Origin of the sequence: Salinivibrio sp. IB574 (assembly GCF_001996205.1) — a bacterium.
GTDB lineage: Bacteria > Pseudomonadota > Gammaproteobacteria > Enterobacterales > Vibrionaceae > Salinivibrio > Salinivibrio proteolyticus.
On record NZ_MUFN01000024.1, the window covers coordinates 1 to 14,036 of the forward strand.

A 14,036-nucleotide genomic window follows, 5' to 3' on the forward strand; every position below is an offset into this window, starting at 1 on the left:
GTCTAAAACGTCATCAGCTCAAGATCAGTTAATCTGATTTATGTCTAAAACGTCATCAGCTCAAGATCAGTTAATCTGATTTATAATTAAACAAAAACAAAAATAACCTATATAAATCAGAATATTAGAAACATAAAACCCAGAAAAGATCCTTGTGGCGATCTTTCGATCATCCTTTGCACACAGATCGCTCAAAGATCCATCAGTTAGTAAATTATCCACATCGTTAGCGCAAAAATCCAACAATATCGTTAGTTACTCACCTAACACAGGTAAAAAGGGTACTGTATATATGATCATGATCGCGATTTTTATACGCAACACTTATCTTTCTGTGGATAACTAAAGCGCTGCAAGATTGATCTTCACCATAAGGATCCTTGCGCCTCGCTCGACGCTTAACGATAATGCCGGTCATCTTATGCCAAACATTACCCGTTGCCGAAAAGCTATCTATATGCAGCCACCACAGTCCGAATCAGAACTCATGCAGCGTGCCGCTGATTTAGCCGGTTTTACGCTAGGGGAAATCAGCCACGAGCATGGGATCGCCTGTCCGGCCGATCTGAGCCGAGAAAAAGGCTGGGTAGGCATGTTGTTAGAAACCTGCTTGGGCGCGACGGCAGGAAGTAAGCCCGAGCAAGACTTTGCTCATTTGGGGATTGAGCTGAAAACGATCCCCGTTAACGCGCATGGCAAGCCACTCGAAACCACCTTTGTGTGTGTTGCGCCTTTGACGGGGATCAGTGGTGTACAGTGGGAACACAGCCATGTTCGGCACAAACTCTCTCGTGTTCTTTGGGTTCCCGTTGAGGGAGAACGCACTATCCCACTCGCAGAGCGACGCATTGGCACTCCCCTGCTCTGGTCACCCAGTCGAGAAGAAGACGCGCAGCTGCGTGCCGATTGGGAAGAGCTGATGGATTTGATTGCCTTAGGACGGGTGAATGATATTACCGCGCGTCACGGCCAGTATTTACAGCTGCGCCCCAAAGCCGCCAACAGCCATGCACTCACCGATGCGTTTGGGGCAAAGGGCGAACCGATCAAAACCCTACCGCGTGGCTTTTATCTGCGCACCCAGTTCACCCATCATATTCTAAGCCGATTTTTCGTCAGCTGACCGAACGGCCTAAAAGCGTATCGGCATGTCCTCTTTGCAGGGCGGTTGATCACCGGTGGCGAACTCGTCGTAAGGGTCGAACAAGCGCAATACACCCTGTTCAATTCCCAGCGCCTTTAAGCGGTCTCCCACTTGACCCACATTATCAAACTGCATCACTTCACCGGTGGCATCGTCACGCAAAGGTTCGAGGTGGTGTTTCACCTCCACTTCAACGGAATATTTCGCACCACCGGCGTGCGCCATCACATAACATTGGGGGCAAGAGCGCGGGTCGGCGCGCATCCATGCCTTAAGTTGTCCATAGTTCATGATGCTCTCCTCGTTGTGATCTTTATCAGTAAAGAACAGGATCGGAGAAACTGTCAAGCAAGGCGCCACAACGCTTTTGCTGAGCAATAAAATTCTCTACTATGGAATACCATAGGTCGATTGCAGACAAGGAGACAGGATGCAATACCACCGCCTGCCCCATTCCACCTTAGATGTCAGTAAAGTGTGCTTGGGCACCATGACCTTCGGTGAGCAAAACACCGAAGCCGATGCCCATGCGCAATTGGATTTTGCCCTTGAGCGCGGCGTTAATTTTATCGATACCGCCGAAATGTATCCGGTTCCGCCCAGCCAAGCCACCCAAGGCCGAACCGAGGCGTATATTGGAAGTTGGTTAGAAAAGTCAGGGAAGCGTGATCGTGTGATCTTGGCGACCAAAGTCGCTGGTCCACGCAATGTGCCTTACATTCGTGAGGATATGTCCCTCAATCGTCGCCACATTCATCAAGCCGTTGAAGACAGCTTATCGCGCTTAAAAACTGACTACATCGATTTGTATCAGGTGCACTGGCCACAGCGTCACAATAACTGTTTTGGCAAATTGAACTATCCGTATCAAGACGAGCACTCCGGCGTCACCTTGCTAGATACCCTGGATGCGTTAAATGATCTGGTGAAAGCTGGTAAAATCCGCTACGTCGGGGTATCAAATGAGACGCCTTGGGGCGTGATGAGCTATTTGCATTTAGCCGAAAAACATAGCCTGACGCGGATTGTATCGATCCAAAATCCCTATAATTTACTTAACCGTAGCTTTGAAGTTGGCCTGTCTGAAATCAGTCATCACGAAGGCGTCGAGCTACTTGCCTACTCCCCCCTTGCCTTCGGTGCCCTCAGTGGTAAGTATTTGGGCGGCGCGCGTCCCTCTGGTGCGCGTTGTACCTTACATCAGCGTTTTTCTCGCTATTTTACTGAAGCAGGACAAAAAGCGACGCAGGAATACGTTGAGTTAGCCCGAGCGCACGGCTTGGATCCGGCGCAAATGGCGCTCGCCTTTGTCAACTCTCGCCCTTTCGTTGCCTCCAATATTATTGGCGCAACCACCCTAAAACAGCTAGAAAGCAATATCGATAGTCTCGATATTACCCTCAGTGACGACGTCCTCGCGGGGATTGACGATATCGCTACTCGCTATCCAAACCCATGCCCTTAAACAAGAAACGGCAGCCTTATAGGCTGCCGCGGAGAGGGTGATTAGATAGGGCGGCGTTTGCTCTCAAACGCCGCTTTCTGGGACCCATTACAGCCACCGCCATCGTCGTCGCCATGTCACAAGATAGCGTTTTGCCGCGAAATGTGTACTCACAGGCAACCCATCTTGAAAGTCGGCGGTGATACCAATATCACGCTGCAAATGACGGTTCAATGCAACATTGGCAATTCGATAGCGGTTCGCGTTGGTACGACGTCGACGAAGTGCATCGATACGAACAACAGCTTGCGCTAATGGGTATAAAGATAGTTGAGTCATGTTGGCTCTCCTTGTTGGTTAAAGGAGGCCACAGGCACAATACGTAGAGGTACTGCAATCTGGCCGCATTATGCCCGCGGCCAGTTACAATTGGTCGCAGAGTCAGATGTATAAGCGGGTATCTCGTGCGCAATGATTGGCACGACCCATCGCTGAGGCAAAGATGACACCCTGTTTTTGGCTCGGTATGTATGTCATGTTGCCTCCTAAATACACATGAATCTGCGTGACTTGAGGGTTTATTGTTCAATATCACATCATTATATTCAATAACTTATTCGAATATTGTGCAAATTTAACGCAATACTCTGCTATCGTTTTTAGCAACCTTGTATTTGCACTGCTCTGGTTAACAAGGCTGTGACATAAATAGATAATTATTCTGTTCCTATCTCAGCATCAGCTGTCGCTTTCATCCCCTTCGAGCCTTAAACTCATTGAACGGGCGATAACTAAACCTTTGAGGCAATAAGCTGTTGGCGCAACGCTTGTAGGGCTATCCCCATAGCCTGCTGAGGCAACCAAACCAAATCGACAAAAAGTTCCCAGCTATCTTGAGCAAGATCGGAAGGCAAAATCACTAATTCACCTTGTTGAACCGCCGTTTCCACCAATGAGAAGGGCAGCTCTGCCCAACCAATCCCCGCCTCAACCAAACGCAATGCCACACTCAAATTTTCTGTTCGCCATGCATTGTCTGCATATTGCCAACGCGGCGCCGCGTGCCTATCTCGTCCGGCCACTACAATTTGGCGATGCTTCACAATTTCCGGCCAATCAAAGTGCGTTAACCGCGCGAGTGGATGCTGAGCACTGCAAACCGCACACATTTGCATCATCTCAAGGTTATGAAATTCAAAGGCTGTCGGCAGCTGTTGCTCCTGAACCAGAAGCCCTAATTGCGCGCGCCCTTGCTCAAGTAAGCTAATCACATCCACATAAGCGGCGGTGAGAATTTCAATTTCGACCTGTGGAAATTGCTGTTCAAACGCCGCCAGACGCGCAGCAATACTGGGCGAGATCGCGGCAGACTCTGCAGCAATAGTGAGACAGGTTTCAACTCCGGTTGCAAACGCATCGGCGCTGGCTTGAAGACGCTGCATTTCAATTAAAATTCGCTTCGCTTTGCCCAGCAGTGCCTCACCTTGCTCTGTCAGCACCGGGTAGCGCCCTTGACGATCGAATAACGTTACCGCCCAATCAATCTCTAGATTCGCGACCGCGGTGCTGACCACAGATTGTGCTTTACCCAGCTTTCTCGCCGCCGCAGAAAAGGAGCCAGTCTGTGCTGTCGTCACAAACGCGGCTAATTGATCCAATGAAAACGCCATCAAGCTCTCCCGAGAATTATCATCTATCTATTTATACGATAGTTACTAACTTATATACATCTATTTTACCTATACAATAGCCCAGAAGCTCGATAGTAGGCGAAACGGAGTCTTCTCCCTAGCGTCGCCACTATCGGTCGCGAATAACGTAAATTGATTGTGTTGTGTGAGGTTGTAATGCGAACAAAAGCCGACCGCTGGCGTCATGCCATTGGCTTTGAATTAATAGGCCTAATTCTAGTGGTAGTCGGGCTCAATTTTATATTGGGGGCTGATATCGGCCACTTGGGGGTGATGGGCGTGCTGTTTTCCGTGATCGCGACGGGTTGGAACTATGTGTATAACATCCTGTTTGATAGAGCCATGCTCGCGATGCGAGGCAGTGTCCTCAAAACCCTGCCAATCCGAATCCTGCACGCCGTGCTTTTTGAAGCTGGGCTTTTGGTGGTCACCATTCCGTTTATTATGTGGTGGCTCTCGATGACCCTTTGGCAAGCCGTGGTGATGGATTTAGGTATGGTTGTGTTCTACTTGTTTTACGCCTTTGTCTATAACTGGGTCTATGATCAAGTCTTTCCGATCCCTTCCCATTCTCCCCAAGCGTAATGGTCAGGCTGCACGGAAGCAGCCCAGCTCAATCTTTCTATTGACGAAACGTGCGAGGGGTCGGGATCAAGTTATGTTTGTTGAGCAAGCGATACATGGTGGCTCGCGACACGCCCAACTCTCTCGCCGCTGCCGACACCTGCCCTTTGTTCGACTCAAGTACCGCAATCAATGCATCGCGCTCTGACTCTTCGCGTATTTTGCGCAGACTTTGTTTGTAGTCCCCTTGGCGAGGTAAATCGAGATGTTCCGCTTCGATGACCAAGTGATCGGCAAGAAGCACGGCCCGTTTGACTTGATTGATTAACTCCCGCACGTTCCCCGGCCATGAATAGGCGCTTAATACACTCTTGGCTTCATCTGAAAACGTTCGCGCTTGGGTATTATATTGACGGGCAAATTTGAGCAGAAAATAGTCGGCTAAGTCAGTGACATCGGCTTGCCTATCTTTCAACGACGGCATGTTAATACGTAACACATTCAGCCGGTAATACAGATCTTCTCGGAACAATCCTTCAGCGACCCGTTTCTCTAAATCCATATGGGTTGAGGCAATGACGCGCACATCCAAATCACGATTGTATTTGTCGTGACTGATGTCCAGCATCCCCTCTTGCAGTAAATGCAACAAATGGCTTTGTAAGTGCAGCGGTAAGTCACCGATTTCATCAAAAAATAAGGTGCCTTTGTGGCATTGGCGTATTTTTCCCGGCGTCTCGTCATCACCCAATAACTCTTGCTGCATTTGCTCGTCGGCCAATGCCGAGCATTTAATCGACTCAAACGGGCCTTTGGCGCGGGTAGAGGCGTTATGAATCGCCAGTGCGACCAACTCTTTACCTGTCCCACTCTCACCGGCCACCAGCACAGACACATCGGTCGGCGCAACACGTCGCACCTGATCTCGCAGCTTTTTCATCGCAGGGCTTTTGCCTTCCAAGCCCATATCACTGTGATCGCCCAAGTGGGGCCACACCTGACGCTCCAAACGCAGCATCCCCAATTGGTGACCAATGGTGCTCATCAACTGTGAGTTCGGCACTGGCGAGGTGAAGTAATCAATGCAAAAGCTGACAATAAACTGGCAGATTGCTTCATTCCCCAATTGCTCTTCACGCACCAAGGCCAACCAACGCACTTGCTTGTTACGGTTAACCATAGACGCGACGCCATTGAGGCTAAAATCATCGTGGCTTAAGTCAACAATACCAATACAGGGGCCAATGTCTTGCAACAAAGATTGCGCTGCGCGCAAGTCATAACAACGATGACACCGCCAGCCTGCTTGTTCCAGGGTTGCTATCCAAGGCTCATACGGGCCCCCGACGACCACCAATGAGCTCAAGTTTGTTTCACTCCCTGTGTGTAATCCCATAACCTCTGCCTTACATCCAGTCTGTGATACTGCGGAAGAACCAAAGCCCCATTATAAGGAGGCTCAGTCCTGATTCTGTCTCAATAAAGAGACATTGAGTAGGTCAGAATACGTATAATTTTAGTCACTCGTCGCAAAAAGCAGCATAAAATAAGGCTTTTAGCGCGGGCATGATTCCGCTGATAGAAAAAAAGCGGCTCGAAAGCCGCTTTTTCATAAAACCTAGCGATTTAGCCGTTTTGTTGTGGGCGCATCGCTGGGAATAGAATAACGTCACGGATGGTATGCGTGTTGGTAAATAGCATCACTAGGCGATCAATACCAATCCCCTGTCCTGCCGTTGGCGGCAAACCATGCTCAAGCGCATTGATGTAGTCTGCATCATAGTACATAGCTTCATCGTCGCCCGCGTCTTTCGCTTCCACTTGGGCTTTAAAGCGTGCGTCTTGATCTTCTGCGTCATTCAGCTCCGAGAAACCGTTCGCCACTTCACGACCACCGACAAAGAACTCAAAGCGATCGGTTACAAACGGGTTATCATCGTTGCGACGTGCCAGTGGTGAAATATCCGCAGGATACTCTGTGATAAAAGTTGGCTGAATCAACTGAGGCTCAGCGGTTTCACCAAAGATTTCTTCCATCAGCTGACCGGCCGTCCAGAATGACTCCACACTGATTTTCAGTGATTTAGCAATCGCCGCGAGGTGATCACGGTCTTGCGCATTCTCGTAGGTCAGTGCTTGGATCTCAGCATGATCAGGGTTGTACTGCTTGATCGCATCCAGCATGGTCATACGTGGGTATGGACCGGCAAAGTTAATTTCATGCTCGCCATATGGCATCACAGACTGCCCCAGAACCTCGAGAGCAACACGCGATAGCATGTCTTCGGTCAAGTCCATCAAATCATTGTAATCCGCGTACGCCATATAGAATTCCATCATAGTGAATTCTGGGTTATGACGAGGCGACAAGCCTTCGTTACGGAAGTTGCGGTTAATCTCGAACACACGCTCAAAACCACCCACGACCAAACGCTTGAGATAAAGCTCTGGCGCCACACGCAAGTACATATCAATGTCTAGCGCATTGTGGTGAGTGATAAATGGACGTGCAGTCGCGCCCCCAGGGATGACATGCATCATCGGGGTTTCTACTTCCATAAAGTGTTTTTCTACCATGTAGTTACGGATAGCAGTCACTACACTCGAACGGATTTGAAACGCCTGACGCGATTCTTCGTTGACGATCAAATCTACATAGCGCTGACGATAGCGCAGCTCTTGATCAGCCAAGCCATGGAATTTTTCAGGCAGTGGACGCAAGGCCTTGGTCAGCAACTGGTAGCGTTCCATATTGACATACAGATCGCCTTTGCCGGATTTGTGCAGCGCACCGTGTACACCAATGATGTCACCGATATCCAATCCGTGGTATTCGGCCTTCAGTGCCTTTTGAACGTCTTTAGAGGCATAGGCTTGAATACGGCCCGAGACGTCTTGTACCACCAAGAAAGGACCACGTTTCGCCATGATACGGCCTGCGATGGTCACTTTATGATCGAGCGCTTCTAGCTCAGCTTTTTCTTTTTCGCCAAATTCAGCTTGTAGGTCCGCAGCAAGGTGCTCGCGACGGAAATCATTCGGATGACCGTTCGCCTTGCAGTTTTCACGGATGTGATTCAGTTTGGCGCGACGCTCGGCTATCAGCTTATTTTCGTCTTGTAACTGGTCAGTCATAGAAAACCCTTTACTCAAAGTCGTGATTACAGGCCAGATTTGAGGCTGGCTTCAATAAATTTATCTAAATCGCCGTCAAGTACGGCCTGTGTATTGCGGTTTTCAACCCCGGTGCGCAAGTCCTTGATGCGTGAGTCATCCAGCACGTAGGAACGGATCTGGCTTCCCCAGCCGATATCTGACTTCGCGTCTTCGTTGGCTTGTTTTTCCGCGTTTTGCTTTTGCAACTCAAGCTCAAACAGTTTGGCGCGAAGCTGCTTCATCGCTTGGTCTTTGTTTTTATGCTGCGAACGGTCGTTCTGGCACTGCACCACCGTATTGGTCGGCACGTGGGTAATACGAACCGCAGACTCTGTGGTGTTAACGTGCTGACCACCCGCGCCAGACGCGCGATACACATCAATGCGCAGATCGGCAGGATTGATGTCGATAGCAATATCATCATCAATTTCAGGGTAAACAAACGCAGACGCAAACGAGGTATGGCGGCGACCACCCGAATCAAACGGTGACTTACGAACCAAACGATGCACCCCGGTTTCGGTACGTAACCAACCGTAGGCGTATTCACCTGTAATGCGCACGGTGGCAGACTTTAAGCCGGCGACTTCACCTTCAGACACTTCAATGACTTCCGCTTTAAAGCCTTTCGCATCGGCCCAACGCAAGTACATGCGTAACATCATGTTGGTCCAATCTTGCGCTTCTGTACCGCCGGAACCGGCTTGCAGATCGATATAGCAATCTGACGCATCGTGTTCACCGGCGAACATACGGCGAAATTCCAGCTTCTCAAGTTTGGCTTCTAAGTCGGCAAGCTCTGGCTCGACTTCATCAAAGGTTTCTTGATCGTCTTCTTCAACGGCGAGCATCAAAAGCTCGTTAACATCCTCACCACCTTGGGTGAGTTGGTCAATGGTTTCAACCACAGCTTCCAGCGAGGCACGCTCTTTGCCCAGAGCTTGTGCGCGCTCAGGTTCGTTCCAGACGTCTGGCTGTTCTAATTCGGCATTAACTTCTTCTAGACGCTCTTTCTTGGCATCGTAGTCAAAGATACCCCCGAAGAACATCGGTGCGTTCAGCGATGTCCGCGAGGCGGTTTTTGATTGGATTGATCTCAAACATGGTCAAGCATCTTCATTTGCGGAAATTTAACCGCCGAATTTTAGCGAATTGTGGGGTCAATAAACAGGGCATGACGGAAAAAGCCGCACAATTAAGCACTCTCCAGATGAGAAACAATCAATTGCGCACTGCGATTACCACGAAACTCGTTAATATCCAGTCGGTAGACTAACCGCATCTGCTTCACACTCGGGTCCGGCCAACGGCGCACATCGATATTAAACGCAATTGCATCAATCATGGCACCACCGTCTGGATGCTCCACCATTAATTTCAGATGCTTACTGCCAACCAGCTTTTGCTGTAACACCTTAAACGTGCCATCAAATTGCGGCTCCGGAAATCCTTGTCCCCAAGGTCCCCCCGCTTGGATAAGCTCCGCGGTTTCGATGCTCAAGTCACGACTCGACAGTTCCCCATCACTGAGTAGTACGCCTTTGAGATCATCCTCGCTAACTGCCTCACGTACTTGCGTATCAAACAAACGGGCAAAACGCTCAAATTCACTCTCATCGATAGTCAGCCCTGCCGCCATGGCATGCCCGCCAAACTTTTTGATCAAGCCGGGATGCTGAGTATCGATCCGATCCAGCGTATCGCGCATGTGCAATCCTGGAATCGAACGCGCCGAGCCTTTAATGGTGCCATCGCCTCCATCGGCAAAAGCGATCACGGGACGATGAAACTGCTCTTTCAGACGCGAGGCTAAAATACCAATCACGCCTTGATGCCAATCTCGTTGAAAGAGTGCGAGGCCAACAGGTAAGTCTTGCTCGCTTTTTTCAGCAATCAAGCGCTCACACCATGCTACCGCTTCTTGCTTCATCCCGGCTTCAATTTCTTTGCGGGTTTGATTAAGTGCGTCCAACTCAGAGGCCATGCGTCGCGCGGCGTGGATATTGTTGCTCAGTAATAGCTCCACCCCAAACGACATATCATCCAGTCGCCCCGCTGCGTTGATCCTTGGGCCTAAAGCAAATCCAAAGTCGCTGGCCACCAAGGTCGCCATGTTTCGGTTAGCGACTTCGATCAGTGCCTGAATACCGGGGCAACATCGGCCTGCCCGAATGCGCTGTAAGCCTTGGTGCACCAAGATACGGTTGTTGGCATCCAATGCCACTACGTCGGCCACCGTCCCCAATGCAACCAAATCAAGCAGTTCCGCCAAGTTCGGTATCGCAATGCCTTGTTGCTCAAACCAACCTTGTTCACGCAAATGGGCCCGCAATGCCAGCATTAAATAAAATGCCACACCAACACCGGCCAGGGCTTTGGACGGGAAGCCACAGTCATTTAGATTAGGGTTTACCATCGCATCTGCGTCCGGAAGCTGCTCTCCGGGTAGGTGGTGATCGGTCACCACCACTTGCATGCCTAACGCTTTGGCATGCGCGACTCCGGCCAACGATGACACACCATTATCAACGGTCATGATGAGATCAGCATCACGCTCAGCCGCTTGATCGACGACCTCAGGACTCAGTCCATAACCATCGTCAAAACGGTTGGGCACTAAATAATCGACCCGCGTTGCACCCATCATGCGAAGCGCCTTTACCGAGAGCGCCGACGAGGTCGCGCCATCAGCGTCAAAGTCTCCCACAATCAGAATCGACTTGTGGGTTGCGATCGCCTCCGATAGTAGTGCGACAGCGCCTTCGATACCGGTTAACGCTTGGTATTGATGCAAGCCTGCCACACTGCGGTTTAACTCACTGTCTTCGCGCAGTCCTCGGTTGGCATACAAGCGTTGTAGTAAAGGGGGAATATCATCACTAAAGGCCGGCGTAACCGTCGGCATTCGTCGTTTTATCTCTATCATGGAAAATCACCAATCAGGGTTAGCCGCGTGGATGATGAGTTTGATGCAGCTGTTTCAAGCGCTCAGTCGCAACATGGGTATATATTTGGGTCGTCGAGAGGTCGCTATGGCCAAGTAACATTTGTACCACACGCAAATCAGCACCGTGATTGAGCAGATGGGTGGCAAAGGCGTGGCGCAACACATGCGGGGAGAGCGCGTCGCTATCAATCCCTGCCAGCTGAGCGTAATACTTAATCCGGTGCCAAAACGTTTGGCGTGTCATCTGTCGCGCCCGTTTACTGGGGAAAAAGACATCGGTACTGGTTTCGCCAAGCAGCACAGGCCGGCTGTGCGCCAAATAGTGCTCCAACCAGTCTACCGCAGTTTCTCCCATCGGCACCAAGCGCTCCTTGTCGCCTTTACCGACCACACGGACCACCCCTTGCCGTAAACTCACATTTTCGGTGGTCAAGCCCACCAGCTCAGTGACACGCAACCCCGTGGCGTAAAGCAACTCAAGCATGGCTTTGTCGCGCAGCTCCAGCGGATCGTCGGTATTGGGCGCATCGAGTAATGCATCAATTTGATCTTCACTGAGATCTTTCGGCAAGCGTTTCGGTTGTTTAGGGCTAATTAAGGTGGCACTCGGATCATCCGGACGCAGTTTTTGACGGTATAGATACTGGAACAAACGACGTAGTGCCGACACCATACGGGCTCGGCTGCTGGGCTGGTAGGCTTGTTCGTGTAACCAGTACTGATAATCCTGCAAGTCCTGTTTACTCACCGACAGCAATGCACGGCTATCAAGCCAGTGGCAGAGCTTGAGCAAGTCATTCCGATAAGAGCCGAGGGTGTTTTCCGATAGCCCCCGCTCCATCCACATGGCATCGAGGAACTGCTCGATTAATTCAACATTCTTGTTCACATTCAGCCTGCTTATTGGGGAAAACTCGAATAATAAGGGCGCCACACGCGACTTAGCGCGGGTCATTATACAAAATGTCGGCGCCGCTTGCTGGATCAAATTACCCACCAGCAGGTAAACTGCAGGTAACCAAACCAAATGAGTCAAACTATGAGAATCGGTCTGTTTTATGGCTCAACCACCTGTTATACCGAAATGGCAGCGGAAAAGATCCGTGACTTTATCGGCGACGATTTGGTTGAGTTGCACAACGTCAAAGAAACGCCGCTGGCCAAAATGGCAGAGTATGACTTGCTACTTCTCGGCATTTCAACTTGGGACTTCGGTGAGCTGCAAGAAGATTGGGAAGCCGTTTGGCAAGACATTGATAGTCTGCAACTGCAAGGCAAAGTGATTGCATTATTTGGCCTTGGCGACCAAGAAGGCTATGCCGAATGGTACCTCGATGCCATGGGCATGCTCCACCAGCAGCTGCAAGGCAGTGGTGCGCAATTTATTGGCTATTGGCCTACCGAAGGCTACCGCTTTGATGCGTCTAAAGCCGTGACAGACGATGGAAAACAGTTTGTTGGCTTGGCCCTAGACGAAGACAGCGAGTACGACCTAAGCGACGAACGGATTCACACCTGGTGCGAGCAAGTTTTGGTTGAATACCAAGCGTTACTCGAACAGGCCTGATACCTCGCCTGTTGATACAAAAAAACCGCGCTTGAGCGCGGTTTTTTTATTGGATAAGGTCGTTACGCTTGCGCGAACTTGTCCGAACTGGTCCCAAGCCATTTCGCCACGATCATGGCCGCCACGGTCGGGAGTAACCATGCCATGCCGACATCGAACAATGGCAAGAAGTTAAAGGCGCTCATATCCACACCCATCACTTTCACCGCATCGAGTAGGCTAAATAACAAGGCTACACCGAGTACGACACGATAACCCAATGCTGGGTTTGGCAACCAGCGACGGATAAAGGTCAAACCGATCAAGGCAATCGCAACCGGATACAGGGCAAACAATACCGGCACTGAGATCGCGATCAGTTGTTTAAGGCCCACATTTGCAACAATTGCACAGGCTAAAGACACCACAACCACCCAGCGGCGATAGGTCCAACGAGTCAAGGTGCTAAAGTAATCGGCGCAGGCGCTTACCAAGCCAATCACTGTAGTGAGACAGGCCAAGCCAATAATCGCCGCTAAAATCATTTGCCCCACAGGACCAAACAATGCATTGACGTAGGCGGCCATGATTTCGCCACCATTTTGGGTCCCAGCGGCCACTTCACTGGCAGTCGACCCCAGATAGAACAGAGAAATATAAACAAACGCCAAGCCGGCTGCCGCAATCACGCCTGCGTAAATCAGATACATACAGGTAGTTTTATTGTCTTCGATGCCTTTTTTGCGAATCACATCGACAATCAGCATACCGAACATAAGGGCCGCAAAGGTATCCATGGTGTTATAACCTTCGAGGAAACCTGTGGTCAGTGCGTTGTTCACATAGGCGCCTTGCGCAGCTGCCACGTCACCCTGAGGATTGACAATCACAGCAATCGCGAGAATTGCCAACGCCGCGAATAGCAGTGGAGTCAGTAGCTTACCAATCGAGTCTATTAATTTGCCCTGAGAGAGTGAGAAAAACATAGCAACGGCAAAAAAGACGATGGAGAAAGCTGTCAGTTCGACTTGGCCTGGCTCGAGCAAAAAGGGCTTAAAGCCAATTTCGTAAGCAACGAGCCCAGCACGAGGCGCAGCAAAAGCAGGACCGATAATGATAAAAATCAGCACCGCCATTAACGTGGCGAGTCCCGAGGGTAAATCACGCGTCAGGCCTTTCCAGCCGCCACCAGCGATGGCAACCGCAATGATACCAACCAGCGGGAGACCAACAGCCGTGATCAAAAAGCCCGTCATGGCGGATGTGAAGTGTTCACCGGCTAGCATGCCAGCTTGAGGCGGGAAGATGATATTCCCTGCGCCTAAGAAAAAGGCGAAGGTCATAAAACCTAACGCTAAAATATCAACTAATTTTAAACGCTTAGTCACGATTAATTCCTACAGCTTTAGATGGTGTTTGCAATGAGTAATGATTCGCCCAGCTGAAACCTAGATTTATAATATTTTGTTTCATACAACGGGCAGAATTTAGAATAATGAACAAGATCGCCATCACAGTAAAGCCATAGCAGCAAAACCTTGTGA

General features: G+C 50.1%; 13 protein-coding genes. 4 read left to right on the forward strand and 9 right to left on the reverse strand.

Features of this window, described 5'->3' with window-relative positions; genetic code table 11:
- The first annotated feature begins 457 nt into the window (after positions 1-457).
- On the forward strand, positions 458-1,123 hold the full coding sequence (mutH, locus tag BZJ17_RS12315) for a DNA mismatch repair endonuclease MutH (protein WP_069586556.1): 666 nt from the start codon (positions 458-460) through the stop codon (positions 1,121-1,123).
- 9 nt (positions 1,124-1,132) lie between these two features.
- On the opposite strand, the gene BZJ17_RS12320 is transcribed toward mutH, so the two are convergent.
- The gene (locus BZJ17_RS12320; protein ID WP_077456307.1) at positions 1,133-1,435 is read right to left on the reverse strand and encodes a DUF6482 family protein; all 303 of its coding nucleotides are present in this window, start codon (positions 1,433-1,435) and stop codon (positions 1,133-1,135) included.
- 139 nt (positions 1,436-1,574) lie between these two features.
- On the opposite strand from BZJ17_RS12320, the gene BZJ17_RS12325 reads away from it, so the two are divergent.
- Positions 1,575-2,609 (forward strand): NADP(H)-dependent aldo-keto reductase, encoded by a 1,035-nt coding sequence (locus tag BZJ17_RS12325; RefSeq protein ID WP_077640925.1) that lies wholly within the window; start codon positions 1,575-1,577, stop codon positions 2,607-2,609.
- Between the two features lie 87 nt (positions 2,610-2,696).
- Here BZJ17_RS12325 and BZJ17_RS12330 read toward each other — a convergent pair whose 3' ends face one another.
- On the reverse strand, positions 2,697-2,927 hold the full coding sequence (locus BZJ17_RS12330) for a hypothetical protein (RefSeq protein ID WP_077640926.1): 231 nt from the start codon (positions 2,925-2,927) through the stop codon (positions 2,697-2,699).
- 452 nt (positions 2,928-3,379) lie between these two features.
- Positions 3,380-4,258, reverse strand: coding sequence for a LysR family transcriptional regulator (locus tag BZJ17_RS12335; RefSeq protein WP_077640927.1), 879 nt, complete (start codon positions 4,256-4,258; stop codon positions 3,380-3,382).
- A gap of 177 nt (positions 4,259-4,435) precedes the next feature.
- On the opposite strand from BZJ17_RS12335, the gene BZJ17_RS12340 reads away from it, so the two are divergent.
- Entirely contained in the window at positions 4,436-4,864 is a 429-nt protein-coding gene (locus tag BZJ17_RS12340) for a PACE efflux transporter (protein ID WP_077640928.1), read from the forward strand.
- A gap of 37 nt (positions 4,865-4,901) precedes the next feature.
- Here BZJ17_RS12340 and BZJ17_RS12345 read toward each other — a convergent pair whose 3' ends face one another.
- The 5 genes from BZJ17_RS12345 to xerD all read right to left on the reverse strand — a co-directional run bounded on the left by BZJ17_RS12345 (position 4,902) and on the right by xerD (position 11,835).
- Positions 4,902-6,239, reverse strand: coding sequence for a sigma-54 dependent transcriptional regulator (locus tag BZJ17_RS12345; RefSeq protein WP_077640929.1), 1,338 nt, complete (start codon positions 6,237-6,239; stop codon positions 4,902-4,904).
- 230 nt (positions 6,240-6,469) lie between these two features.
- Positions 6,470-7,978, reverse strand: coding sequence for a lysine--tRNA ligase (gene lysS, locus BZJ17_RS12350; RefSeq protein WP_069586549.1), 1,509 nt, complete (start codon positions 7,976-7,978; stop codon positions 6,470-6,472).
- A 26-nt stretch (positions 7,979-8,004) separates the two neighbouring features.
- Positions 8,005-9,103, reverse strand: a protein-coding gene (prfB, locus tag BZJ17_RS12355) for a peptide chain release factor 2 (RefSeq protein WP_101494789.1) whose coding sequence is annotated in 2 segments (ribosomal slippage) — positions 8,005-9,027 and positions 9,029-9,103 — 1,098 coding nt in all. Because the reading frame shifts where the segments join, the coding sequence is not laid out codon by codon here.
- A 91-nt stretch (positions 9,104-9,194) separates the two neighbouring features.
- Positions 9,195-10,925 carry a single-stranded-DNA-specific exonuclease RecJ gene (recJ, locus tag BZJ17_RS12360; protein ID WP_077640930.1) on the reverse strand — a complete coding sequence of 577 codons (1,731 nt, stop codon included), beginning with the start codon at positions 10,923-10,925 and terminating at the stop codon, positions 9,195-9,197.
- A 19-nt stretch (positions 10,926-10,944) separates the two neighbouring features.
- A complete protein-coding gene (gene xerD / locus BZJ17_RS12365) occupies positions 10,945-11,835 on the reverse strand; it encodes a site-specific tyrosine recombinase XerD (RefSeq protein ID WP_069586547.1) in 891 nt (296 codons plus the stop codon).
- Positions 11,836-11,985: 150 nt separating this feature from the next.
- On the opposite strand from xerD, the gene fldB reads away from it, so the two are divergent.
- The gene (fldB, locus tag BZJ17_RS12370) at positions 11,986-12,513 is read left to right on the forward strand and encodes a flavodoxin FldB (RefSeq protein WP_069586546.1); all 528 of its coding nucleotides are present in this window, start codon (positions 11,986-11,988) and stop codon (positions 12,511-12,513) included.
- Positions 12,514-12,575: 62 nt separating this feature from the next.
- On the opposite strand, the gene brnQ is transcribed toward fldB, so the two are convergent.
- On the reverse strand, positions 12,576-13,880 hold the full coding sequence (gene brnQ, locus BZJ17_RS12375; RefSeq protein WP_077640931.1) for a branched-chain amino acid transport system II carrier protein: 1,305 nt from the start codon (positions 13,878-13,880) through the stop codon (positions 12,576-12,578).
- Between the last annotated feature and the right edge of the window lie 156 nt (positions 13,881-14,036).